Genomic DNA, 23226 nt, shown 5'->3' on the forward strand with positions numbered 1-23226 from the left:
CGTCAAATATCGAAAAAGACAGTTTCTTTCTCGCCCTGCAAGTGAATATCGAAATGATAGACGCTACCCTCACGCTGACCAATCAGTGTTTGCGCCCGGCTGCGATGTTCGATGCGTGCAAGGACCGGGTCCTCTGCATTCGCATCGGCTTCATCGGAAAAATACATCCGCGTCTGCAGTCCGAGATTAATGCCGCGGGCCACGATCCACAAGGTAACGTGTGGTGCCATGAGGCGGCCATCTTTGAAAAAAACGCGGCCAGGTTTGATCGTCTCGAAAGTGAACTCGCCCGTGTCCATATGGCTCGCACAACGGCCCCATCCACGAAAGCCAGGGTCGGCCTTGCCGCCGGTTTCAGAGGGGCTGTTATAGAGGCCTTTTGCATCAGCCTGCCATATTTCTACCAACGCATCGCGGATTGGTGCGCCTATGCCATCGATGACATGGCCCTTGATAGTGATGCGTTCGCCTGTCGTCTTCTCATTATAGAGAGGGCCGGAGCCGAGATCCTGCTCGAAAATGCCGTTGATGCCAACAAAATTGGGTGTCAATCCGATATGGACGTAAGGGCCCGCAGTCTGTGATACGGTTTCTTTCAGATAGCCGAGAGGTTGCACCATATCAGTTGCCCTCCGGGCGATTTTCAAACAAGGTTGCGCGGCGCCCGCGCAACACAATGTCGAACTTGTAAGCAAGCATATCCATCGGCAAATTAGCGTTCATGTCCAGAGGTGCGACCAGCCGTTCGACAGCTGATTTGTCGGGAATAGTTTTTACGATCGGGCAAATCCAGATTAGCGGATCGCCCTCGAAATACATCTGTGTGATGAGGCGCTGTGCAAAGCCATGACCGAACACAGAAAAATGGATGTGAGCCGGACGCCAGTCATTGACACCATTTGGCCAAGGGTACGGGCCGGGCTTTATGGTCTTGAACCAGTAGTAGCCGTTTTCGTCCGTGACCGTGCGACCGACGCCGCCGAAGTTGGGGTCGATGGCCGCAAGATAGGTTTCTTTCTTGTGGCGATAACGCCCGCCAGCGTTGGCCTGCCAGAATTCCAGCAGTGCGCCTGGAACAGGACGGCTACTCTCGTCCAGAACACGACCATGAACAAGGATGCGCGGACCTATCGGCATTTCGCCGGGGCGCGCATAATTGAGGATGAGGTCATTATCCAGCTCGTGCAGCATACTGTGCCCGAATACCGGGCCCGTAATTTCACTTTTGGTGCCTTCGAGCGAAAGCAAAGCACGAGTAGGCGAGCGAAGGACGGAGGTCTTATACCACGGCGTGTAAGCCGGTGGATGCATGGACAGATCGCGAGCAAAGAACGGAGTTGCCTCCGGCAGACTGTTCTTCATTTTTCAGTTTCCTCCGCTTCCATCTGCGCATAGGTCTGCTTTGCGATCTTGAAAGCGTGGTTCGATGCCGGAACCCCCGCATAGATTGCAACATGCATCAATGCTTCGCAGATGTCCTCCTTCGTTGCGCCCGTATTTTTCGTAGCGCGTATATGCATGGCAACTTCATCGTCTTGCCCGAGTGCTGCAAGCAGTGCAATCGTAACGATCGACCGTTCTCGTTTGGTCCAGCCGGGTCGCGCCCAGACCGTGCCCCATGCGGCTTCTGTTATAAGCTCCTGAAACGGAGCATCAAGGTCGGTTGCACCGTTTGAAGCGCGATCCACATGCGTATCGCCCAGAACTGAACGGCGCACGTTCATGCCGATCTTGTAGCGTTCCGACCGCACTGCCTTGTCAGCCATGGCTACTCTCCATGTTAGAATCTGTTTGAAATAAAGTTGCGCAACAGCGAGACATAGGCATCGGGCTGTTCAACGCAGGGAATGTGACCGCTGGCGGCAATCTCCGTGAAATCTGCTTCAGGGATAAGACTTGCCAGTTCGCGCACAAGGGTAGGCGGCGTGGAGCCGTCCTGATCACCGACCAAACAAAGTGTTGGCACCGAAATAGTTCTGGCTACTTCGGTTAAATCCGCTTCACGCAGCGCGGCACAGGTGGCCGCATAGCCGTCGAGCGGTTGCCGAACGAACATATTGAAATAGGCATGATAGGCAGGATTATCGGAGCGGCGATAGTCCGACGTGAACCAGCGGGGCATTGTCGCGTCGAGGATGCTTGAAAGGCCATCTTGCTGAATAGCAGCTATGCGCGCGTCCCACATCGCTGCTGTACCGATCTTGTGAGCGGTGTTGGACAAAACGAATCCGGCCACCAGATCGGGGCGCGCTGCATAAACACCTTGCGCGATCAGTCCACCGACGGAAAGACCGCAAATGATCGCCCGTTTTATCGAAAGCTTGTCGAGCAGGTTGATGAGGTCGGTCGCAAGGAGTTCGATTGTGTAGGGGGGGGCTCCGACATCTGAAAGGCCGTGGCCGCGCTTATCATAAACGAGCGTCGATACGTCGTTGCGCAGGCGTGCGCGAACTTCATCCCATATCCGGAAATCGGTTCCGAGCGAGTTGATGAAAACCAGAACAGGCTTCTCTGCGGCTATTGGCTGGAAATCATAATGGATGACGACGTCGTTTATGGATGCGAACTGCACAGCTTTCTCCTCTTGCATCGCACTGTCGTGCTTTGAACTGGTTAAGTAAAATGATATTATTCGCAAAAATCATAACTACAGGGTTATAGATAAGTGATTGGGAACAGGATCAAATTTCGTCATCTGCATACGTTTGTTGAGGTTGCGCGACAGAAGAGTGTGGTCAAGGCCTCCGAACTCCTGAGTATCAGCCAACCAGCAGTGACCAAGACGATGCGTGAGCTGGAGGAGATTCTGGGCGTTCCAGTAGTGGAACGCGATGGTCGTGGCATAAGGATAACGCGGTTCGGTGAAGTATTCCTGCGTCATGCTGGGACGGCTTTGACCGCCTTACGGCAAGGGCTGGATTCCGTGTCGCAAGAATTGGATGGATCAGGACCGCCTATTCGTATTGGCGCCTTGCCGACAGTCTCAACACGCATCATGCCGAAAGCGATGAGCCTGTTTCTCGCGGAAAGAACGTCTAGCCGTGTAAAAATCGTTACGGGTGAAAATGCTGTTCTTCTGGAGCAGCTACGGGTTGGCGATCTCGATCTGGTTGTAGGGCGGCTTGCCGCGCCAGAAAAGATGACCGGTTTTTCATTCGAGCATCTTTATTCGGAGCAGGTTCGATTTCTTGTCAGGACAGGGCATCCCCTGACGGACGGACGCGCGGTTTTCGAGCATCTGGCCGACTACCCGGTTCTGATGCCGACACGCAATTCAATCATTCGCCCGTTTGTGGATCGTTTGCTGATTACGAACGGTATAGGTGCCCTGCCAGTTCAGATTGAGACCGTTTCCGATGCATTTGGACGTGCTTTCGTCCGCGACAGTGATGCGGTGTGGATCATTTCAGAAGGGGTTGCTGCCAGAGATGTATCTGAAGGCAAGCTTGTCGCTCTTTCCATCGATACAAGCGAAACGACAGGTCCGGTAGGGTTGACCATGCGAACTGACACGACACAGACAGCCGCTATGCAAATTCTGATCCAGACGTTGCGCGAAGCTGCTGGTGTGAAGCTCTAGAGATTAACGCGGCCAGCTACCCAAATAAGGTAGCTGACCGCGCTATTTGCAAGAAGTTCTGGCCGGAACTTCTTGCTGGGGGTTCGATTAGAAATAGAATTCTACATCAATTCTAAATTAAAGCATCAGTTCTATATGTTTTATTAAATAAAATTAGTTAAACCTTATTTATAGTATTCACCGTTCAGAACGGCAATCCGACGTAGTTTTCAGCAAGTGCGGTTGAGGCAGCTTCGGAAGTGCAGAAGTAGTCAAGTTCTGCTTCCTGCACTTTCTGATCAAACGGAACCATATCAGGAAATCGGTGTAGCATTTTGGTCATGGACCATGAAAAGCGTTCGGCCTTCCAGATGCGCGCAAGCGCATTAGCAGAATAAGCGTCGATGCCAGATTTTGATTTGCCCAGATAAAACTCTCTCAATCCTTCGTAAAGATAGTGCACGTCGCTGGCGGCGAGGTTTAGCCCTTTCGCACCTGTCGGAGGAACGATATGAGCGGCATCTCCAACAAGGAAAAGCTGTCCAAAGCGCATTGGTTCAGCCACGAAAGAGCGTATAGGCGCAATGGATTTCTCGAAAGACGGTCCGGTTATCATTGCTTCGGCATGATGTGCCGGAAGGCGACAGCGCAGTTCATCGTAAAAGCGTTCGTCGCTCCAGTTTTCGATCTTTTCATCAAGTGAACATTGGATGTAGTAACGGCTGCGTGTGAGCGAGCGCATGGAGCAAAGCGCAAAACCACGTTCGTGGTTGGCATAGATCAACTCATGAGCGACCGGCGGAATGTCGGCCAGAATACCGAGCCAGCCGAAAGGATAGATCTTTTCAAAGATATCGATTGCCTTGTCCGGTACAGATTTGCGGCTTATGCCGTGATACCCGTCACATCCAGCGATGAAATCGCAGTCGATGCGATGGGTTTTGCCGTCCTTTTCGTAGGTAATATATGGCGATGTCGTATCGAAATCATGCGGTGTTACGTTGGCGGCTTCATAAATGCTGGTGGTGTTCGACTTCCGCCGTTCATCCATAAGGTCGTGCGTCATCTCAGTCTGGCCATAAACCGTAACGCGCTTGCCGGTCAGTTTGTGCAGGTCGATACGGTGATCCCGACCGTCGAAGGCGAGTGAGAAACCGTCATGTGGCAATCCCTCTGCTTGAAGGCGTGTTGAAGCTTCGGCTTCATCCATCAGATTGACGGTGCCTTCTTCCAAGACGCCAGCACGTACACGGCCCAGAATATAATCCGCGCTGACGCGATCCAGCACGACATTGTCTATCCCGGCTTTAGTCAGAAGTTGGCCGAGGAGCAGGCCGGCCGGGCCCGATCCGATGATTGCCACCTGAGTGCGCATAAGTTCCTCCCAATGCAATTCCGTCTTTATTCTTGAAGGAACGTTCCTGCTGGCAATGGATAATCTCGACTATTTATTGTACAAATCGAACATGATTGGAGGGTAAGTGTCGGATAATTTTGTTCCAACATACGAGCTTTATGGAGAAGAACGCGAGCAGAAGCCGGATTTTTGGCTACACTGCGAGACGCTTTTCTCGCGATCAAGTTTGCATAATTTCGAAATTTCGTTGCATCGTCACGAGAGCTTCTTTCAGCTTTTATATATTGAAGGGGGTGCGGGGCAGGTGAGCTTCGATGGCGTCATCTACCCCTTTCAAACGCCATGTGCCATTATGGTGCCACCCGGTTTCAATCATGGGTTTGCATTCTCTCGAGATATAGTGGGGCACATTGTAACGATTTTGAGCCCTCATATGCCGTTTATTGGAGACGGCTCTGGGGGCGTTATGGCGAAGTGGTTGATGCATCCTCAACTCATATCGATGAAAGGAGCGGGCGACGAGAATCTGGCGTTACTTTCCTCTCTTCTGCGGCAAGTACAAGATGAGTTTCACACGAGAAAACCATATAAAAACAGCCTGCTGGAATCTCTTGTTCAAGCCGCATTCGTCTATGTTCTGCGACACGCTTATTCTTCAAATTCCGCAAAGCAGGAAGACCGTCAGATATATGGGCATGCTCGTATTGAGCGCTTGCAGGAACTGATCGACCGTCATTACCGAGAACACAAGCCCGTTTCATTTTATGCGAAACTGTTGGGTGTTTCATCAACGCATCTCAACCGGACTGTCAAACAACTGACAGGAAGGACGACACAAGACATGGTTGCAAGCAGGCTGATTGAGACGGCCAAGCGCGATTTGATAGCCATGCCATCGTCGGTGCAGCATATCGCCTACAGCCTTGGCTTTTCAGATCCCGCATATTTTTCACGCTTTTTCCTGAAGATGACGAGCGAAACACCCCGTACATTCCGTTTGAGGGAGCGCGAGCGTCTGGCCGCTCTGGATTCATCATCATAGAATTAATTGGATTTTTCATTCTCTGCGGTCATCTCAGCAAATTGCGTAGATCCAACTGGACTTGAAGCATTGCAGGCAGGAAGCGTTCCACAAGGTCAATTGTTTCGACATGTGCCACGGGTGCCCCGATGTTAAGCGCCGCAACTACTAAACCTCGATGATTGAAAACAGGAACAGCGATGGAGCGTAGTCCGATCTCCAGTTCCTGATCGTTGATTGCATAACCTTGACCACGAATAATGGAGAGTTCTGTCATCAGCGGGGCAATTTCCACCTTTGTAAATGGTGTCAAAGCTTTCCGTTCAGTGCGCTCGAGAAGCACCTGAGCCTCGGGTTCATGAAGCCAGGCCAGAAGCACACGCCCCATCGAAGCACAGTAGGCTGGAAGCCTGCTTCCCGCCATCAAGTTGATGGAAATCACGCGCATTTGTGAGGCGCGCGCGATGTAAACAATTTCCGTTCCATCCAGAACGGATGCGGATGCGCTCTCTCCGACGGCATCAGAGAGCCGGTCCAGATGCGGCTGGATAATTGTCGGCAATGGCGTCGAAGATAGATAGGCATGCCCGAGCCGAAGAATTTTGGGCAGAAGCATGAAGAACTTGCCGTCATACTCGGCATATTCGAGCTCGGTCAGCGTCAGCAGGCACCGTCGTGCGGTTGCACGATCGAGACCAGTTATTTTTGAAACGTCCGCTATTGAAAGACGTGGTTGGTCTTCACCGAACGCTTCGATGACCTTCAATCCCTTTGCAAAACCGCCGATGAAATCTGTTTCGCGCATGAAATCCCTCTCAGTTTGCGTAGATACTTTGTGCGGTATCTGAACAAATGTCAAATATCGCACAAAATGTTTGACCCTTTGCCGACGAGGTGGCTAACTCCAGTGCGATTGCGACCGGACGCTCAAGCACGAAGCTCGAACGCTCTGGTATGGAGGTAAAATGGACAAGACAATCGGAAGTCTGACCGAGGCTGTTGCCGGAATAGACGATGGCGCTACGGTCATGATCGGGGGGTTCGGTGGCTCAGGCGCGCCAATAGAATTGATCCATGCCCTGATCGATAAGGGGCCGAAGAACTTGACGGTGATCAACAATAATGCGGGCAATGGGCGCATCGGCATCGCGGCAATGATTGACGCCGGGATGGTGCGCAAGATGATCTGTTCATTCCCGCGGTCTTCCGATCCGCGCGCTTTCACGGACAAATATATTGCCGGTGAAATCGATCTGGAACTTGTACCGCAAGGAACGCTTGCTGAGCGTATCCGAGCAGGTGGCGCTGGTATCCCGGCGTTCTACACGCCGACAGCCTATGGCACGGAACTCGCCGAAGGCAAGGTAATAGCTGAATTTGATGGACGACCTTACGTGCAGGAGCGTTGGCTGAAAGCTGATTATGCGCTCATTAAAGCGCATCTTGGCGATACGCACGGCAATCTGACCTACCGCATGGCTGCGCGTAATTTCAATCCACTCATGTGTATGGCTGCTGCAAGGACGATTGTACAGGTATCGGAAATCGTTCCGCTCGGAGGCATTGAGCCGGAAAATATCATCACGCCGGGTATCTTCGTCGACAGTGTCGTTGAAGTTGCAAATCCGCAGCAAGAAGAAGAGCTCATTCGTGCTGGAGTGACCTACGTATGATGATTGATATTCATGATGACATCAAACTGTCCAACGCCCAGATCGCATGGCGCGCCGCGCAGGATATTCAGGATGGTGCCTATGTAAATCTTGGAATTGGCTTTCCCGAAATGGTCGCCCGCTATCAACCGGAAGGACGTGAAGCGATTTTTCACACGGAGAACGGCGTTCTGGATTTCGGTGAAGCGCCGCCAGCAGGTGAGGAAGACTGGGACCTGATCAATGCTGGCAAGAAGGCTGTTACGCTAAAGTCCGGCGCGGCATTTTTCCATCATGCCGATAGTTTCGCGATGGTGCGCGGCGGACATCTCGATGTCGCGATTCTCGGCGCCTATCAGGTTGCCCAGAATGGTGATCTCGCCAATTGGCGTGTTGGCGCCAAAGGCGTGCCCGCAGTGGGCGGTGCGATGGATCTGGTACATGGTGCGAAGCAAGTTGTCGTCATCACCGAGCATGTAACGAAGAAGGGTGAACCGAAGCTGGTTGAAAAGTGCACTTTTCCGCTAAGCGGCGTCGCATGTATCACCCGCATCTATACCAGCCATGCTGTGATCGATATCGACAAGGGGCGTTTCGTGTTGCGTGAAAAGCTGGCCGCCATGACGCTGGAAGACCTTCAAGCCATGACCGGCGCGACGTTGCATATCGACGGCCCGGTCGCCGATCTCGTTGTTCCCGAATTGTGAGACCATGTAATGAGTGAAGCCTATATCTGCGATTACATTCGCACTCCCATTGGTCGTTATGGTGGCGCGCTTTCTTCCGTGCGTGCCGACGATCTCGGCGCCATTCCGCTGAAAGCGCTTATGGAGCGTAATGGTTCCGTCGATTGGGAAGCTGTCGACGATGTGATTTTCGGCTCGGCCAATCAGGCGGGCGAAGACAACCGCAATGTTGCGCGCATGTCGCTGCTTCTGGCCGGGCTGCCGGCAGGAGTGTCTGGAACGACGATAAACCGTCTCTGTGGTTCCGGGATGGATGCAGTCATAACGGCTGCACGTGCTATCAGGGCTGGTGAGGCGGAACTGCTCATTGCTGGCGGTGTGGAGAGCATGAGCCGCGCCCCCTTTGTCATGCCTAAGGCCGACAGTGCATTTTCACGCAAGGCGGAAATCTTCGATACGACAATCGGCTGGCGGTTCATCAACCCTTTGATGAAAAAACAGTACGGTGTCGATTCTATGCCTGAAACGGGTGAAAATGTTGCCGAAGATTTCAACGTCTCGCGGCGGGATCAGGACGCTTTTGCACTTCGCAGTCAGGAAAAGGCGGCAGCCGCGCAAGCCAATGGACGCCTTGCAAAGGAAATCGTTCCGATCACGATCTCGCAACGCAAGGGCGATCCGGTCGTTGTCGTTAAGGATGAACACCCTCGCGCCACGAGCCTGGAAGCACTGGCGAAGTTGGGCACGCCCTTTCGTGAGGGTGGCACTGTGACGGCGGGCAATGCTTCCGGTGTCAATGATGGAGCTGCCGCGCTTATCATCGCATCTGAAGCAGCCATCAGGAAATACGGCCTCACACCGATTGCCCGTATTATGGGCGGCGCCACGGCGGGTGTTCCTCCGCGCATTATGGGTATTGGTCCCGCTCCGGCGACAAAGAAGCTATCTGCGCGTATCGGTATCGCACCCGACGCATTCGATGTGATTGAACTGAATGAAGCATTTGCGTCGCAGGGACTGGCAGTGTTGCGCGATCTTGGAATTGCTGATGACGACAAACGCGTCAATCCCAATGGTGGCGCTATTGCGCTCGGGCATCCGCTAGGCATGTCCGGGGCGCGTATCGCGGGCACGGCGGCGCTCGAACTTGCGCTCAATGGCGGCAAACACGCTCTTGCAACGATGTGCATCGGCGTCGGGCAGGGGATCGCCATTGCGCTGGAACGCGTCTGACACTGACTAGATCACATATCCGGGTGCTTTCCCGCCCGGATTTGTCACATCTAGCTGGGCAGATACTACTTTTGTATTCTTGGACGACTACAATATTGCCCACGACTACCGATCAAGTTAGCATGACCTCATTACAACAACGGCGGGAACAACCCGTCGAACCAAAATGGGGAACATGTCGATGAAAATTGCTCGCCTTGCCCTGATGGGCGGACTCCTAGCAACCGCACTTTATACTGGCTCCGCTGCTGCCCGCGACCTGACGGTCGTGTCTTGGGGTGGCAACTATCAGGACGCCCAGCGTGAAATTTACTTCAAACCTTTTTCCGAGAAGACCGGCAAACCTTTGCTAGATGAATCCTGGGACGGTGGTTACGGCGTCGTTCAGGCGAAGGTGAAAGCAGGAAAACCCAACTGGGATGTCGTGCAGGTAGAAGCCGAAGAACTCGCTCTCGGCTGTGCTGACGGTCTTTACGAGAAAATCGATTGGGACAAGGTTGGCGGCAAGGACAAGTTCCTCGACAGTGCGGTCAATGATTGCGGTGTAGGGGCAATCGTGTGGTCGACAGCAATCGCCTATAATGCGGACAAGCTGAAAGATGGCCCACAATCCTGGGCTGATTTCTGGGATGTGAAGAAGTTTCCAGGCAAGCGCTCCTTGCGTAAGGGCGCCAAGTATACGCTTGAATTCGCTCTCCTCGCCGATGGGGTCAACAAGGATGAGGTCTATGATGTGCTCTCAACCCCGGAGGGCGTGGATCGCGCGTTCAAAAAACTTGATGAATTGAAGCCGAACATCGTCTGGTGGGAAGCAGGAGCACAGCCGCTGCAATTGCTGGCCTCGGATGAAGTGGTGATGGCATCGGCCTATAACGGACGCATCACGGGCATAAACAGGAGCGAAGGCAAGAACTTCAAGGTGGTCTGGCCGGGCAGTATTTATGCTGTCGATAGCTGGGTGATCCTGAAAGATGCCGAGAACAAGGATGCTGGGCTGGATTTCATTGCTTTTGCCAGCCAGCCCGACAATCAGGTGAAGCTGCCGAAATATGTCGCTTACGGTCTGCCGAACAAGGAAGCTGCAAGCAAGGTGCCTGCGGAATTCGCATCGGATCTTCCAACGGCGGAAGACAATCTGAAAGGCGCCCTTCCTCTTAACGTCGATTTCTGGATCGATAACTCCGAGGAGTTGACGAAGCGCTTCAACGCCTGGCTGGCGCAATAATCCACAGTCATGGCCCCGTCGGTGCAATATCGGCGGGGTTTCCCTGTTTTCCGGAAGATGGAGTGATTCATTGACGGACTGCCGCATCCGCTTCGAGAATATCAGCAAATCCTACGGTGATTTCAAAGTTATAGATGGTTTGAACCTCGATATTGATCGCGGTGAATTCGTGAGTCTTCTTGGTCCTTCGGGTTCAGGCAAGACGACGCTTTTGATGATGCTTGCCGGGTTTGAAAGTCCAAGCAGTGGAGCAATCCATGTCGATGGCAAGGCAATCAATACGGTTCCTTCATACAAGCGCAACATGGGAGTGGTTTTTCAGAACTACGCGCTTTTCCCCCATATGACAGTTGGCGAGAATGTCGCCTTTCCGCTTCAGATGCGAGGTATTGGGAGAGCAGAGATTGGCGAGCTGGTGGATAAGGTGCTCGATATGGTTCAGCTTTCCACGATGCGTGAACGCAAGCCATCGCAACTCTCTGGCGGCCAACAACAGCGCGTGGCGCTCGCCCGTGCACTGGTTTTCGAGCCGGGCGTGGTCTTGATGGACGAGCCGCTTGGCGCGCTCGACAAACAGTTACGTGAACAGATGCAACTTGACATTCGTGCGTTGCATGGCCGGTTAGGACTGACGATTGTCTTTGTCACCCATGATCAAAGCGAAGCGCTGACCATGTCGGACCGGATCGCTGTCTTCAACAAAGGAAAAATCGAACAGATTGGCACGCCGCGTGCAATTTATGATGAGCCGCAGACCCGTTTCGTCGCCGAATTTATAGGCGAAACCAATCTTGCTGAAGGAACGGTCGAGCGGGTGGAAGGTACGAGCGCTTTCATTCGTCTGAAGGATGGCGGCACACTAACCGCGTCATCGAACGAAACGTTGGGGGCGGGACAGAAAGTTCTTCTGTCCATCCGGCCCGAGCGCATCGAACTGGGCGAGGAGGGTGGTTCAGACAATCTTCTTAAAACACGTGTGATCGACAGTGTCTATCAAGGGGACCATCTGCGCATCCAGCTGGATGCCAGCGCTCATGACTTTATTGTGCGTCTTGACAGGAAAGCGCGTGAATGGGCGCCTGGAACAGATGTCGTAGCGGGGTTCAATGCTGCTGATTGCTGGACTATTGCAGCATGACGGTTCCATCCGGCAAAACTGTCCGAGCGATATTTCTGATCGCGCCCCTGCTTGTTTTCATTGTCTTGTTTTTTCTGTGGCCGCTTGGGGTGATGATGAAACAGGCCGTGTCCGATACGGCGGTTTTGCGTGTTCTCCCCCAGACCGCCGAGGCTGTAACTTTTTGGGACGGACAATCGGCTCCATCACCTGAAATGAAACAGGCGCTCGTGGCAGACCTGAAGGCTTCGACCGACCAGCAGGCCGTAGGCGACATGGTCCGCCGCTTGAACAGCGCCCAATCGGGCTTTCGTACCTTGATGAGCAAAACACTTTCAGCCATCGAGAAGGGCGATCCTGTTCCTGACCTGGAAATGATCGACAAGCGATGGAGCCGACCGGAGTTTTGGCATGCTATTGCGAATGCGCTTTCACCAACAACTGATCGCAACCTGCTCGCGGCGGTCGATATGGAGCGCGATACATCCGGAGAAATTGTTTCAATGGCGCCCGGTACATCGGCCAACCGGGCGATTATGCTGCGCACGTTCTGGATTGCCGCGCTGGTAACACTTGCCTGTGCAATAATTGGCTATCCCTATGCCGTCTTGCTCACATCATCCTCAGGCTGGATCAGGAGTGTGCTTTTTGCGGCAGTTCTGTTGCCGTTGTGGACATCATTGCTGGTGCGTACTGCGGCCTGGTTCATTCTTCTACAGGACAAGGGACTTATCAACGATACGTTGATCTGGTTTGGTGTCACCGATGGACCGCTACCGTTGATCTTCAACAGGGCAGGGGTAGTGATAGCCATGACCCATGTACTTTTGCCGTTCATGGTGCTGCCGATTTATAGCGTTCTTGTATCGATCCCGAGCAATCTCATGCCGGCTGCTGCATCGCTCGGCGCACCGCCTTGGAGGGCTTTCGTGCGGGTACTACTGCCTTTAAGTATGCGTGGCATCCTGTCTGGCATGCTGCTCGTGTTCATGAGCGCTATTGGCTACTACATAACTCCGGCTCTGATCGGTGGACCGGGCGACCAGATGATAAGCTCGATCATCGCCTATTACGCAACCGGTTCGGCCAACTGGGGTATGGCCGGCGCATTGGGACTCGTGCTGCTCGTCGCCTGTCTCGTACTCTATGCTGTCTACGGACGGCTCACTGCCGATGAACCGGGGAGAGCGTAACCATGGGGCGCTTCGCGAAAATCCTGTTCGGCGTGGCCGCGGTGGTCTTTTTGATTGCTCCGCTGTTTGCAATTCTTCCACTTGCTTTCACATCCAGCGTGTTTCTGACCTATCCAGTGCCCGGCTGGTCAGTGCGCTGGTTTGAAGAACTCGCCACGGCGGATGTCTGGCGGCGCGCAATCGTCAACAGCCTTATTATCGGCTCAGGAACGACGATTTTGGCGACTGTGCTGGGAACGATGGCCGCACTTGGCCTGCGCAGCAGGATTTTGTTTCTTTCAGGCCCCATTAAAACTTTGTTCCTGTTGCCCATGGTCGTTCCCGCCGTGGTAATGGGCGTCGGTATGCAGCTATTGTTTGTCCGGCTCGGAATAGCGAATTCCTATCTCGGTGTGATTATCGCGCATACAGTGATTTCGATCCCCTTTGTTCTGGTGAGCGTTACGGGTGCTCTGGCAGGTATCGACCGCCGTGTTGAACTGGCAGCCGAAAGTCTTGGCGCATCGCCTCTGACAGTTTTTCGTAAAGTCACACTTCCGCTCGCCATGCCGGGCATCGCGTCTGGTGCAGTATTGGCGTTCGCGACTTCATTGGACGAGGTTGTGCTGACGCTGTTCGTCGCTGGTCCAAATCAGCGTACTTTGGCACGCCAGATGTTTTCGACAATTCGAGAAAATATCAGCCCGGCTATCGCTGCCGCAGCATTTTTGTTCATCGCAGGCACCGTGCTTTTAGGCCTTGCGGCAATGCTCTTTCGCCGAAAGCGCACCAGTGGAACAGTCTCCATCTGATAGGTGAGAGCGATCTCGTTTTCTGCCGTACTAATCTTGTGCCTCAGCGATCAATTCGCGTCGAAAGGATGATGGATGACATCGTGCGCTCAACGCCTTCCAGCGCGCCTATACGATCCAGAACGGCGTCGAGTTCCTGTATAGAAGGAGCTTCCACAACGACGATCATATCGAAATGCCCGCTGACGGAATGGAGCGAACGAACGGCCATCATGCCGCGCAGAACTGTTTCGACTTTGGGCGCGAGCTTGGGTAGTGCGGTCACCAGCACATGAGCGCGAACCAGATCACGCTCGAATTCCGGTGCGATTCGTACCGTGTAGCCCTCGATAACTCCGCGTTTCTCAAGCTTTTCGATGCGGCTTTGGACAGTAGTTCGGGACACTCCGAGGCGCCGTGCGAGGTCAGCTGTCGAGGCGCGGGCATTTTCACGGAGGAGGGCGATGAGGGTAAGATCGGCTTCTGTCGTCATAATGCATATTAAATACGTCAATATGTGCAAACAAACAACGTCATATCGTCAGTTTGTATGCTTCTTTTTGCATGGAACTATGCGATTCTTGCATATCCGAATTGCATTCCAAGGGGAAAGTTATATGAAAGAGATCGTAGTTGTCGGCGCAGGCAAAATCGGTGCCACCATTGCCGATCTTCTCGCTTCCACAGGCGAGTATGCCGTTACCGTTGTCGACCGCTCTCAGGCGCAGCTCGATGCACTGGAATCGGGCGCAGAAGTCAAGACGCAGGCACTTGATATTGAAGATGCCAAGGCTCTTGAAACTGCTCTGACCGGAAAGTTCGCTGTACTCAGCGCCGCTCCATTCCATCTGACGACCCGTATCGCCGAAGCAGCTGCTAAGGCAGGTGTTCACTATCTCGACCTGACCGAAGATGTTGCCAGCACACGCCGCGTCAAGGAACTGGCAAAGGAAGCCAAGACCGCTTTCATTCCGCAGTGTGGCCTCGCTCCTGGCTTCATCTCCATCGTTGCCTATGATCTGGCAAAGCGTTTCGACAAGCTCGACAGCGTTCGTATGCGCGTTGGCGCTCTGCCGCAGTACCCTTCGAATGCTCTGAACTACAATCTGACGTGGAGCACCGACGGCGTCATCAACGAATATATCGAGCCGTGCGAAGCCATCGTGAATGGCGAGCTGAGCGAAGTTCCTGCTCTCGAAGAACGCGAAGAGTTCTCGCTCGACGGCGTTACCTACGAAGCCTTCAACACCTCCGGTGGTCTCGGCACGCTCTGCGAAACGCTCGAAGGCAAGGTCCGCACGCTCAACTATCGCACCATCCGCTACCCGGGTCACGTTGCGCTGATGAAGGCGCTCCTCAACGATCTCGGTTTGCGCCATCGCCGTGAAGTGCTCAAGGACATCTTCGAAAATGCCCTGCCGACGACTCTTCAGGACGTCGTGGTGATTTTTGTGACCGTTTCCGGCACCAAGAACGGCCGTCTGGTTCAGGAAACCTACGCAAACAAGGTTTATGCCGCTCCGGTTGGCAAGATCATTCGCTCGGGCATCCAGATCACCACGGCTTCGGCGATCTGCGCTGTGCTCGACATGCTGGCCAAGGGTGATCTTCCACAGCAGGGCTTTATCCGCCAGGAAGACATTACGCTCGAAGCATTCCTCTCGAACCGCTTTGGCAAGGCATATGCACAAGAAGATCATTGCGCACGTATGGTTGCCTGATAGCTTCTGCCGCATGAATGCTGGGTCTGTTGCGCTGGTACGCAGCAGACCCTTTTTGCGTTTTGGTATTCAGTCAATCTGTCCTATCAAAGTCGCAATTGAATGGGATCGGGTGTAAGCGCATTGCCCAATCCAGACTGGCGGATGGATGTGCTACTCCGCCTTATGTGTGTCTACCGGCGCATCTTGACTGAGAACCGTTTCACAGTTTTCGGGTGCGCTTCTAAAGAAGTAGGAAAGTCATGTTGAAATCAGTTTTGCTGGCCGGTCTGGCCTCAGTCTTCCTCGCTTTGCCTGTTCAGGCAAAGGAGTGGAAAGAAATCCGCATCGCCAGCGAAGGTGCATATCCGCCGTTCAACTACATGTCTCCAGATGGCAAGCTTGAAGGTTTCGATCTTGATATCGCAAATGCACTTTGCAAAGCGATGGAAGCCAAGTGCACGATTGTCGCCAATGATTGGGACGGCATGATCCCGGGCCTGCAGGCCAACAAGTTCGATGCAGTCATCGCTTCGATGGCCATCACCGAGGAGCGCGAAAAGCAGGTTGCCTTCACCGAGCGCTATTACACGACCCCGCTTGCGGTTGTCGTGCCGAAGGATACGGATATGACTTCGCTCGATCCGTCGGCATTCGATGGAAAGACGGTTGGTGCACAGGCTGGCACCACGCAGGGCAACTATGCTGATGATGTCTACGGCAAGGCAGGCGCGGATGTGAAGCTTTACCCGACGGCTGACGAAGCCAATGCCGATCTCGAAAGCGGTCGTCTGGACGCAATCGCTGCCGATAAATTCCTCGCCGCAGATTGGCTGAAAAAGCAGGGCGCAAACTGCTGCAAGTTCCTTGGTGATATTCCGGGTTCTGAAACGAAGATCGCCGTTGCCCTGCGCAAGGGTGACGACGATCTGCGTGAACAGTTCAACGCCGCAATCAAGAAAATCCGTGACGACGGCACCTACGAAACGATCCGCAAGAAGTATTTCGATTTCGACATCTATTGATGTGACAAATTAGACTCCGGGCGTCTTCAAAACCTGCTTGCAGTGGAAGGCGTCCGGTGCTTCAGTCATGGCAAGCGCATGAAATCAGGCGCTACCATTCGCGGGGGGTGCCCTGCCAATTACAACGATAACAAAGCAGTAAGGGGAATAGTTATGTTGAAAGCCATCCTATTTGCGGGCGTAGCATCTGTAATCGCTGCCTTGCCGGCGCAGGCCAAAGAATGGAAAGAAATCCGCATCGCCACCGAAGGTGCGTATCCACCTTTCAATTTCGTGGCGGCGGACGGTTCGCTTCAGGGACTTGATGTCGAAATAGCCAATGCCCTGTGCAAGGCGATGGATGCCAAGTGCACGATTGTTGCTAACGACTGGGACGGGATGATTCCCGGCCTGAAGTCGAACAAGTTCGATGCGGTCATTGCATCGATGAGCATCACGGAAGAGCGCAAGAAGGAAGTTGCGTTCACGGACAAATATTACTCCACACCACTTTCCGTTGCCGTGTCGAAGGATAGCCCGATCACATCGCTGGATGCCGAAGCATTCAAGGGAAAGTCGGTTGGCGCTCAGGGATCGACGACGCAGGGCAATTATGCGGAGGACGTCTACGGCAAGGCTGGCGCTGATGTTAAGCTTTACCCGACTGCCGACGAAGCCAATGCTGACCTGAAGAATGGGCGGCTTGATGCGGTTGTTTCCGACAAATTCCCGATCTCTGACTGGATCAAGGGCGACGGTGCGGATTGTTGCAAGCTTATCGGCGATATTCCCGGCACGCAGACCGATACCGGAATTGCACTCCGTCAGGGCGATGACGATCTACGCGAACAGTTCAATGCGGCAATCAAGAAAATTCGCGACGATGGAACCTATGCCACGATCGTGAAGAAATATTTCGACTTCGACATCTACTGATTGCTTGTAAAAGATACAGCTCTTTGCTGTAAGCAACAACGCGCCGGCTGCAATCGGCGCGTTTATTTGTTTGGTTTTGTGGATGCCGGAAATGCCGATTCAGCAACAAGATGTCATCGTTCTGGGCGCCGGTATTGTTGGCGTGTCCACGGCACTACATCTGCAGGCGCGGGGCCGTTCTGTCTGCCTGATTGACAAAGGTGAGCCCGGAAATGGCACCAGTTTCGGCAATGCCGGTCTGATCGAGCGATCAAGCGTTATTCCCTATTCCTTTCCGCAAGGCTTCTGGACGCTTGTGCGTTACGGGATGAACCGTCGCTCAGACGTTCGCTACAACCCGTTTTACATACCGAAGATGGCTCGCTGGCTGTTTCAATATTGGCGGGAATCGTCGCCAGAGCGGTTGAAGACTGCCACGAATGCTATGTTGCCCTTGATTGAAGCGAGTGTTCGCGAGCATGATACTTTGGTGGCCCAATCGGGCAGTGAACGGTTGATCCGGTCGCAAGGATGGATCGAGGTGTTCCGGTCATCTTCTGCATTCGACGCAGCAGTGCGCCGTTTGCCCGATTTGCAACGCTTCAAACTGTCTTATGATATTCTGGATGCGGCAGCCTTGCGCCAGCGTGAACCGTCGCTTGGCGATGTGGTTGGTGGCATTCACTGGCTTGACCCCAAGACGGTTGTGAACCCGGGTGGGCTGGTTAAAGCCTATGCTGATCTGTTCGGCAGGAATGGTGGCGTCTCCGTTCACGGAGATGCTGCAAGCCTGGCACAGAATGAGAGTGGCTGGCAGGTGGCGACGGAGGTGGGTATCGTCCGTGCGCGCGATGTTGTGGTCGCACTTGGTCCGCAATCCGGCCTCATCTTCCGAAAGTTCGGCTATCCGGTCCCGCTTGGCATCAAGCGTGGTCATCATCTTCATTTCACCATGAAGGATGGCTCGCGGCTTGGTCATACAGTGGTGGATGAAGAAGCGGGCTATGTTCTTGCCCCAATGGTACAAGGTGTGCGGCTGTCGACAGGCATAGAGTTTGCTTCACCGGATGCGCCTGCCAACCATATACAACTCAGGAAGGACGAGAAAATCGCGCGCAAGCTTGTGCCTCAGTTGGGAGACCCCATCGAAACGACGCCATGGCTTGGATTGCGCCCGTGCCTGCCGGATATGCGCCCGGTGATTGGGGCAGCGCCAAAACATAAGGGACTATGGTTCAATTTCGGTCATGCTCATCATGGATTGACGCTTGGGCCTGCGACAGGACGCTTGCTCGCTGAGATGCTCGTGGGAGAAGAGCCGTTTGTCGATCCGAAACCCTATTCGGCTGAACGGTTTCTATAGTTTTATCTAAAACTTTCGTGACAGGCTTGTCAGTTACGGTAGAGCGGGGCTATCAATTGGTCCCATTCTCATATCGCGCAGTCGCGAACAATCGATCCGGAAAATTCTCGTGAAAATGAAGCCTTTGGGCCGTACCGGCCTTACTGTCACTGAAATTTGCCTCGGCACCATGACCTGGGGCGTACAGAATACCGAGTCCGATGCTCATGAGCAGCTCGACATTGCTCTCGATGCTGGTATCAACTTTATTGATACTGCCGAGGGATATGCCATACCGATGAGTTCGGAAAGCTATGGCAAGACAGAGACCTACATTGGTAGTTGGCTCAAGAAATCTAGAAAACGTGACAAGATCGTACTGGCGAGCAAGATCGCCGGTGGCGGTAGGCAGAAGTGGATTCGAGACGGCGCCAGGCCAAGCCGAACCAGTGTTCGCGAGGCGGTGGAGAACAGTCTGAAACGGCTTCAGACGGACTATATTGACCTCTATCAGGTCCATTGGCCGATGCGTGCACACTACCATTTCGGCCAGAGCTGGAGCTTCGATCCGTCCAACACGGATTGTGCGGCAGAAACTCAACAGATGCATGATGTTCTGCTCGGGCTCGGAGACATGGTTCGCGACGGAAAGATCAGGCATATCGGTCTTTCCAATGAGACAGCCTGGGGAACGATGCAGTGGCTTCGGTTGGCGGAGCAGCACAGTCTGCCACGCATCGCCTCAATCCAGAACGAATATAGTCTTCTGCAGCGCCAGTTCGATTTTGACATGGCAGAGCTGGCGCTCTGCGAAGACGTTGGACTGCTTGCTTATTCGACGCTTGCAGCTGGCGTTCTGACCGGGAAATATCTGGGCGGCAGGTTGCCCGCCGGTTCGCGCGCGGTCATTTCCGAAGGCGGCATCTGGCGGAACAATGTTCACTCAGAGCCCGCAATTCGCGCCTATATCGATGTTGCGAAGAAGCACGGTCTCGACATCGCCCAGATGGCGATTGCCTTTACATTGACACGCCCGTTTATGACCTCGGCCATCATAGGCGCAACGACTGTAGATCAGTTGAAGACCGATATCGCGGCCCATCAAGTCAAACTGTCGGAAGATGTCCTGACTGATATCGAAAAAGTTTACAGGCAGTATCCGCGTCCGCTTTAGAGCCGAGAGGACGTATAGAGAGCCTGCCGACTGGCAGGCTTTTTCTATCCGGCAAGATAAATTTCGTGTTTGACGATCCATTGATCGATTGGTGTCTCGCTTGAAGAACTGACGATCACCATTCGGTCGAAGCGTAGATTGCGACCAGCAAGTGATCTTGCTAGGCGAGTCATCTCTGTTTCGCGCGAAGCTCGATCAGCAACGCCATAGGCAAGCGAAACATGTGGAAGGAAAGTCGAGATGTCGTTCTCTCCAGATATACCCAGTGAATCCTGTTTCAGTGCCATGAGTGCAGGTGTTTTCTGCAGCGTGGCGTAGAAAGAGCGGAAATAAGCCTCGGTTCCGGTCACGTTCTCAATGAGAACATCCAGAGGTTTGCGACCGACCGCAAGGCTGAGCACCAGCGGCAGCAGTTCGTCTGCCGAGCGTATCATATCGGGTACAAGTGTCGCATGTGGTTCAAATACGGGCGAAGCAAAGTGGCCAGCCAGTTCTGCAACGATGGATTCCAGAAATTTGAGGTCATCGCGTGCAGGACGCAACCAGATGGAGTGGAAAGTCATTGATTTGGCATCCCTCGAACGCCGCGTTCGTTTTTAAGTGGCCTGACGCTGTTCCGCAATATGAGCGGTAGTTCGAGCACAACTGTCTGAGGCAGCGCATTTGGCGCGGCCTGTCTCTCGTCAAGCAGACGGATGATTTCGGCAGAGAGGCGTTCAGCATTCTGATCGAATGTTGTCAGCCGGTAGGCCCCCCAGCGTGCTTCCGTGACATTATCGAAGCCGATAACCGAAATATCGTCAGGAATAGAGAGATTGAAGACATCGCGCGCGCAGTCCATCAGGCCGAAAGCCATAAGGTCGTTGACGCAAAACACGCCTTCGACGCGCTCTCGCTCGCCGAGGAGTAAGGAGGCCGCGCCGTAACCGCCGTCATAGTCGGTCAGGTCACCGCGCTGTATACTGACGCTCAATCCGAGGCTTTTGCCTTTGGCGATGAAAGCTTCCTCACGTTCAATCAGATTGAGACTACCGACATTCGACGTTATGAGGCCAAGCTTTTTCATGCCTCGTGCCGCGAAAATTTCGACAGCCGTTTCGGCGGCTAGTCGATTGTTGATGTGAATATGATCGGCTCCCTCTTCGGTTCGCCCGACAAGGATCAGGGTCTGGCCGTTTCGTTGGGCAAGATCGACAAATGACGACGAGGGCATGCCGGAAAGAACTACCGTCGCTTCGGCACGATAGCGCAACAGCGTTTCGTGGGCTGCAGAGAGGTTTTCTCCATGCTGGCCGGTCGGGATCAACACCGGCACACTGCCACGTGCTGCAAGTCGACGGGAAAGCGCTGCAATCTGGCGGGAGCGAAAAGGACTATCCGGGTCTGCCGCAATCATTCCGACGATACGACTGCGATTGGCAAGAAGACCGCGCGCAAGGTCATTGACCTGATATCCAAGTTTTTCGGCAGCTTTGAGCACTTTCTCGCGTGTTGAGGGCGAAACACTGGCGCCAGGCGTAAAGGTTCGGGACACAGCGGAGCGTGACACGCCTGCCTCGAGCGCGACTTCATGCGCGCTGATGAACCGTGGCTGGTTATCCGCGCCGTCTTGTTCTCGCTGCATTTCTTTATCCGGCATTTTATCGCCCTACTTTTGAAAGAACATCGGCCCTGAGGAAGCGCTCGACCACGAACATGAAGGCAATTGATGGCACCAGCAATATCAATGCGCTGATCGACGCGATTTGATAATTGCCGCCGGAACTCGCTGTATAAAGCAGCAAGGGCAGGGTGGAAATATCAGGGGCGCCAACGAAATAAGTGCCGGTGAACTCGTCGAGCGATTCAAGAAAGACAAAGATCGCGCTTGCAAGCAAACCCGGTGCGGCTATTGGCAGGGTGATGTCGAAGAACGTCTTGAGGGCGGAAGCGCCCATTGAGCGCGCCGCTTCTTCAAGCTCCCGATCAATTGCCGAAAACGCTGCCGTGGCGATCCAGACGGCATAGACCAGACCATGAGTGACATGCACCAGAACGACACCTGTGATCGTGCCATTCAAGCCGAACGAGTAGAACATCTGCGCGATGTTTACGTAAACGGGCAGGTTCGGAAAAGCTTGCGGGATCAGCAGCGTCAGCAGGATCAGCCCGCGAAACGGCAGTTTCAGGCGTGCGAGAGCGTAACCGGCGGGAATGGCGAGGCCAAGTGAAACGATCACTGTCAGGCCTGCAATAAGAACGCTTGTGCCAAGTGACGAGAGCGCATTGCCGCGAGGCGAAAACACATTCGTCCAGAAAGAGAAACCATACTGAAGCGGCAGTGTGTGTGGGAAATACCAACGCTCAGCTACAGCCCACAGAAGCAGGTTGGCGAGTGGCCCGAAAATCGCGAAGGCGAGCAGACCAAGCAATATGCCACGTGGTATCCAGCGCCAGTCGATGATGTTGCTCATTGGCCGTGTTCCTTCATGGTCTGGCGCAGGTAAACCCAGGCGACGAGGCTGGTCATGAGGAGCGAGATCGTACCCAATGCATTTGCGACGCCGTAATCCCCATAAGCATTGATACGGAATGCCATGTTTGCCGTAATCATCGTTGGTGATTGGGCGTTGATCATCAAAGGCACGGACAAGACGGACATCATGGTGACAAAGCTCAGTATCAACCCAACGAGCAGCGTTTGGCGGACTTGCGGCAGAACAATCTCGATGAGAATGCGCAGCCGCCCGGCACCAAGATTGCGAGCGGATTCAATCGTGCTGCGATCGATGGATGCCATTGCACCTGCCAGCAACAACGTGACAAATGGCGTCTGTTTCCAGACGAATGCAATGACGATGCCACGCCAGTCGAGAAAGCTCATTGCCTGCAAGGGGGTAAGGACCCCTGTTTCGATGAGCAGGCTGTTCATCAACCCGTTCTTGGCAAGGAAGGTGCGGAGTATCTGGCCAACGACAATGAAGGGGATGAAAAGCGGCCAGCGATAGAGCCAGCGCAGGACAGTGACAGCGCGCGGGTTCGAGCCAAGCGTCAGGTAACCGCCGATGGCGATAGAGAATAACGCAATCAGCAGGGACGACAGTGTAACGATGACAAAGGTGAAGATGATGTCGCTGGAATAAAGTTCGAATGCTTTGGTGAAATTGCCGGTTCCCCATTCCCCGGAAACATTGAAAGCTCCGGTGATCGCTCCAAAAAGCGGTACGATGAACAGCAATAGGACGATCGCCAGTGCCGGCGCGACAAGAAGAATCCCCGTCAGTCGATGCGACATTCGA

The 23226-nt window shown here is 53.8% G+C and carries 25 protein-coding genes; 14 read left to right on the top strand and 11 right to left on the bottom strand.

Going from position 1 to position 23226, the window contains the following annotated elements; all coding sequences use genetic code 11:
- Positions 1-2: 2 nt before the first annotated feature.
- From pcaG to pcaD, 4 genes are read right to left on the bottom strand one after another with little or no spacing between them, the layout of a single operon-like run.
- Positions 3-620, bottom strand: a complete 618-nt coding sequence (gene pcaG, locus FG152_RS02470) for a protocatechuate 3,4-dioxygenase subunit alpha (RefSeq protein WP_010658915.1) — start codon at positions 618-620, stop codon at positions 3-5.
- A gap of 1 nt (position 621) precedes the next feature.
- Complete coding sequence (pcaH, locus tag FG152_RS02475) at positions 622-1362, bottom strand: protocatechuate 3,4-dioxygenase subunit beta (RefSeq protein ID WP_010658914.1); 741 nt, start codon at positions 1360-1362, stop codon at positions 622-624.
- Complete coding sequence (gene pcaC / locus FG152_RS02480) at positions 1359-1766, bottom strand: 4-carboxymuconolactone decarboxylase (protein WP_010658913.1); 408 nt, start codon at positions 1764-1766, stop codon at positions 1359-1361. The genes pcaH and pcaC overlap by 4 nt, the downstream gene beginning before the upstream one ends.
- Before the next feature lie 14 nt (positions 1767-1780).
- Positions 1781-2572 (bottom strand): 3-oxoadipate enol-lactonase, encoded by a 792-nt coding sequence (pcaD, locus tag FG152_RS02485; protein ID WP_498985183.1) that lies wholly within the window; start codon positions 2570-2572, stop codon positions 1781-1783.
- A 93-nt stretch (positions 2573-2665) separates the two neighbouring features.
- On the opposite strand from pcaD, the gene pcaQ reads away from it, so the two are divergent.
- Positions 2666-3580: a pca operon transcription factor PcaQ gene (pcaQ, locus tag FG152_RS02490; RefSeq protein ID WP_010658911.1), complete on the top strand. Its 915-nt coding sequence runs from the start codon at positions 2666-2668 to the stop codon at positions 3578-3580.
- Positions 3581-3764: 184 nt separating this feature from the next.
- Here pcaQ and pobA read toward each other — a convergent pair whose 3' ends face one another.
- On the bottom strand, positions 3765-4934 hold the full coding sequence (gene pobA, locus FG152_RS02495; RefSeq protein ID WP_376912466.1) for a 4-hydroxybenzoate 3-monooxygenase: 1170 nt from the start codon (positions 4932-4934) through the stop codon (positions 3765-3767).
- Between the two features lie 106 nt (positions 4935-5040).
- Between pobA and FG152_RS02500 the strand changes: the two genes are divergently transcribed.
- Positions 5041-5958: a helix-turn-helix domain-containing protein gene (locus tag FG152_RS02500; RefSeq protein WP_029375974.1), complete on the top strand. Its 918-nt coding sequence runs from the start codon at positions 5041-5043 to the stop codon at positions 5956-5958.
- Positions 5959-5986: 28 nt separating this feature from the next.
- Here FG152_RS02500 and FG152_RS02505 read toward each other — a convergent pair whose 3' ends face one another.
- Positions 5987-6742: an IclR family transcriptional regulator gene (locus tag FG152_RS02505; RefSeq protein ID WP_010658908.1), complete on the bottom strand. Its 756-nt coding sequence runs from the start codon at positions 6740-6742 to the stop codon at positions 5987-5989.
- Positions 6743-6902: 160 nt separating this feature from the next.
- Between FG152_RS02505 and FG152_RS02510 the strand changes: the two genes are divergently transcribed.
- From FG152_RS02510 to FG152_RS02540, 7 genes are all read left to right on the top strand, one after another.
- A complete protein-coding gene (locus tag FG152_RS02510) occupies positions 6903-7610 on the top strand; it encodes a 3-oxoacid CoA-transferase subunit A (protein ID WP_010658907.1) in 708 nt (235 codons plus the stop codon).
- The gene (locus FG152_RS02515; RefSeq protein WP_010658906.1) at positions 7607-8296 is read left to right on the top strand and encodes a CoA transferase subunit B; all 690 of its coding nucleotides are present in this window, start codon (positions 7607-7609) and stop codon (positions 8294-8296) included. Before FG152_RS02510 ends, FG152_RS02515 begins: the two co-directional genes overlap by 4 nt.
- A 9-nt stretch (positions 8297-8305) precedes the next feature.
- Positions 8306-9508 (top strand): 3-oxoadipyl-CoA thiolase, encoded by a 1203-nt coding sequence (pcaF, locus tag FG152_RS02520; RefSeq protein WP_010658905.1) that lies wholly within the window; start codon positions 8306-8308, stop codon positions 9506-9508.
- Between the two features lie 181 nt (positions 9509-9689).
- Complete coding sequence (locus FG152_RS02525) at positions 9690-10733, top strand: ABC transporter substrate-binding protein (RefSeq protein ID WP_010658904.1); 1044 nt, start codon at positions 9690-9692, stop codon at positions 10731-10733.
- Between the two features lie 70 nt (positions 10734-10803).
- Positions 10804-11871, top strand: coding sequence for an ABC transporter ATP-binding protein (locus FG152_RS02530; RefSeq protein WP_498985190.1), 1068 nt, complete (start codon positions 10804-10806; stop codon positions 11869-11871).
- Entirely contained in the window at positions 11868-13043 is a 1176-nt protein-coding gene (locus FG152_RS02535; protein ID WP_010658902.1) for an ABC transporter permease, read from the top strand. Before FG152_RS02530 ends, FG152_RS02535 begins: the two co-directional genes overlap by 4 nt.
- Before the next feature lie 2 nt (positions 13044-13045).
- Positions 13046-13834, top strand: a complete 789-nt coding sequence (locus FG152_RS02540) for an ABC transporter permease (protein WP_010658901.1) — start codon at positions 13046-13048, stop codon at positions 13832-13834.
- Positions 13835-13877: 43 nt separating this feature from the next.
- Here the strand turns inward: FG152_RS02540 and FG152_RS02545 are convergent, their stop codons facing one another.
- Positions 13878-14306 (bottom strand): Lrp/AsnC family transcriptional regulator, encoded by a 429-nt coding sequence (locus FG152_RS02545; protein WP_029375973.1) that lies wholly within the window; start codon positions 14304-14306, stop codon positions 13878-13880.
- Between the two features lie 124 nt (positions 14307-14430).
- Here FG152_RS02545 and FG152_RS02550 point away from each other — a divergent pair, with 124 nt between their 5' ends.
- From FG152_RS02550 to FG152_RS02570, 5 genes are all read left to right on the top strand, one after another.
- Positions 14431-15534 carry a saccharopine dehydrogenase family protein gene (locus FG152_RS02550; RefSeq protein ID WP_010658899.1) on the top strand — a complete coding sequence of 368 codons (1104 nt, stop codon included), beginning with the start codon at positions 14431-14433 and terminating at the stop codon, positions 15532-15534.
- Between the two features lie 242 nt (positions 15535-15776).
- Positions 15777-16538 carry an ABC transporter substrate-binding protein gene (locus tag FG152_RS02555; protein WP_010658898.1) on the top strand — a complete coding sequence of 254 codons (762 nt, stop codon included), beginning with the start codon at positions 15777-15779 and terminating at the stop codon, positions 16536-16538.
- 153 nt (positions 16539-16691) lie between these two features.
- Entirely contained in the window at positions 16692-17453 is a 762-nt protein-coding gene (locus FG152_RS02560) for an ABC transporter substrate-binding protein (protein ID WP_010658897.1), read from the top strand.
- Between the two features lie 91 nt (positions 17454-17544).
- Positions 17545-18795, top strand: coding sequence for an NAD(P)/FAD-dependent oxidoreductase (locus FG152_RS02565; RefSeq protein ID WP_010658896.1), 1251 nt, complete (start codon positions 17545-17547; stop codon positions 18793-18795).
- A 115-nt stretch (positions 18796-18910) separates the two neighbouring features.
- Positions 18911-19948: an aldo/keto reductase gene (locus FG152_RS02570; RefSeq protein WP_010658895.1), complete on the top strand. Its 1038-nt coding sequence runs from the start codon at positions 18911-18913 to the stop codon at positions 19946-19948.
- A gap of 44 nt (positions 19949-19992) precedes the next feature.
- On the opposite strand, the gene FG152_RS02575 is transcribed toward FG152_RS02570, so the two are convergent.
- The 4 genes from FG152_RS02575 to FG152_RS02590 are packed head-to-tail and all read right to left on the bottom strand — an operon-like array spanning position 19993 to position 23222.
- Positions 19993-20511 (bottom strand): haloacid dehalogenase, encoded by a 519-nt coding sequence (locus FG152_RS02575; RefSeq protein ID WP_010658894.1) that lies wholly within the window; start codon positions 20509-20511, stop codon positions 19993-19995.
- The gene (locus tag FG152_RS02580) at positions 20508-21587 is read right to left on the bottom strand and encodes a LacI family DNA-binding transcriptional regulator (protein ID WP_029375971.1); all 1080 of its coding nucleotides are present in this window, start codon (positions 21585-21587) and stop codon (positions 20508-20510) included. The genes FG152_RS02575 and FG152_RS02580 overlap by 4 nt, the downstream gene beginning before the upstream one ends.
- 1 nt (position 21588) lies before the next feature.
- A complete protein-coding gene (locus FG152_RS02585; RefSeq protein WP_010658892.1) occupies positions 21589-22401 on the bottom strand; it encodes an ABC transporter permease in 813 nt (270 codons plus the stop codon).
- The gene (locus FG152_RS02590) at positions 22398-23222 is read right to left on the bottom strand and encodes an ABC transporter permease (RefSeq protein WP_010658891.1); all 825 of its coding nucleotides are present in this window, start codon (positions 23220-23222) and stop codon (positions 22398-22400) included. Before FG152_RS02590 ends, FG152_RS02585 begins: the two co-directional genes overlap by 4 nt.
- Positions 23223-23226: the final 4 nt, after the last annotated feature.

Origin of the sequence: Ochrobactrum sp. XJ1, from assembly GCF_024701725.1 — a bacterium.
In the GTDB taxonomy this organism is placed as follows: Bacteria; Pseudomonadota; Alphaproteobacteria; order Rhizobiales; family Rhizobiaceae; genus Brucella; species Brucella anthropi.

Bases quoted from the DNA above. Each gene is read 5' to 3' on its own strand.
- FG152_RS02585 (WP_010658892.1), bottom strand. From the start codon at position 22,401: ATGAGCAACATCATCGACTGGCGCTGGATACCACGTGGCATATTGCTT.
- FG152_RS02515 (WP_010658906.1), top strand. From the start codon at position 7,607: ATGATGATTGATATTCATGATGACATCAAACTGTCCAACGCCCAGATC.
- FG152_RS02510 (WP_010658907.1), top strand. From the start codon at position 6,903: ATGGACAAGACAATCGGAAGTCTGACCGAGGCTGTTGCCGGAATAGAC.
- FG152_RS02565 (WP_010658896.1), top strand. From the start codon at position 17,545: ATGCCGATTCAGCAACAAGATGTCATCGTTCTGGGCGCCGGTATTGTT.
- pobA (WP_376912466.1), bottom strand. From the start codon at position 4,934: ATGCGCACTCAGGTGGCAATCATCGGATCGGGCCCGGCCGGCCTGCTC.
- FG152_RS02560 (WP_010658897.1), top strand. From the start codon at position 16,692: ATGTTGAAAGCCATCCTATTTGCGGGCGTAGCATCTGTAATCGCTGCC.
- FG152_RS02505 (WP_010658908.1), bottom strand. From the start codon at position 6,742: ATGCGCGAAACAGATTTCATCGGCGGTTTTGCAAAGGGATTGAAGGTC.
- FG152_RS02575 (WP_010658894.1), bottom strand. From the start codon at position 20,511: ATGACTTTCCACTCCATCTGGTTGCGTCCTGCACGCGATGACCTCAAA.
- FG152_RS02540 (WP_010658901.1), top strand. From the start codon at position 13,046: ATGGGGCGCTTCGCGAAAATCCTGTTCGGCGTGGCCGCGGTGGTCTTT.
- pcaG (WP_010658915.1), bottom strand. From the start codon at position 620: ATGGTGCAACCTCTCGGCTATCTGAAAGAAACCGTATCACAGACTGCG.
- pcaC (WP_010658913.1), bottom strand. From the start codon at position 1,766: ATGGCTGACAAGGCAGTGCGGTCGGAACGCTACAAGATCGGCATGAAC.
- pcaF (WP_010658905.1), top strand. From the start codon at position 8,306: ATGAGTGAAGCCTATATCTGCGATTACATTCGCACTCCCATTGGTCGT.
- FG152_RS02570 (WP_010658895.1), top strand. From the start codon at position 18,911: ATGAAGCCTTTGGGCCGTACCGGCCTTACTGTCACTGAAATTTGCCTC.
- FG152_RS02525 (WP_010658904.1), top strand. From the start codon at position 9,690: ATGAAAATTGCTCGCCTTGCCCTGATGGGCGGACTCCTAGCAACCGCA.
- FG152_RS02545 (WP_029375973.1), bottom strand. From the start codon at position 14,306: ATGACGACAGAAGCCGATCTTACCCTCATCGCCCTCCTCCGTGAAAAT.
- FG152_RS02555 (WP_010658898.1), top strand. From the start codon at position 15,777: ATGTTGAAATCAGTTTTGCTGGCCGGTCTGGCCTCAGTCTTCCTCGCT.
- pcaH (WP_010658914.1), bottom strand. From the start codon at position 1,362: ATGAAGAACAGTCTGCCGGAGGCAACTCCGTTCTTTGCTCGCGATCTG.
- FG152_RS02535 (WP_010658902.1), top strand. From the start codon at position 11,868: ATGACGGTTCCATCCGGCAAAACTGTCCGAGCGATATTTCTGATCGCG.
- FG152_RS02550 (WP_010658899.1), top strand. From the start codon at position 14,431: ATGAAAGAGATCGTAGTTGTCGGCGCAGGCAAAATCGGTGCCACCATT.
- FG152_RS02590 (WP_010658891.1), bottom strand. From the start codon at position 23,222: ATGTCGCATCGACTGACGGGGATTCTTCTTGTCGCGCCGGCACTGGCG.
- FG152_RS02580 (WP_029375971.1), bottom strand. From the start codon at position 21,587: ATGCCGGATAAAGAAATGCAGCGAGAACAAGACGGCGCGGATAACCAG.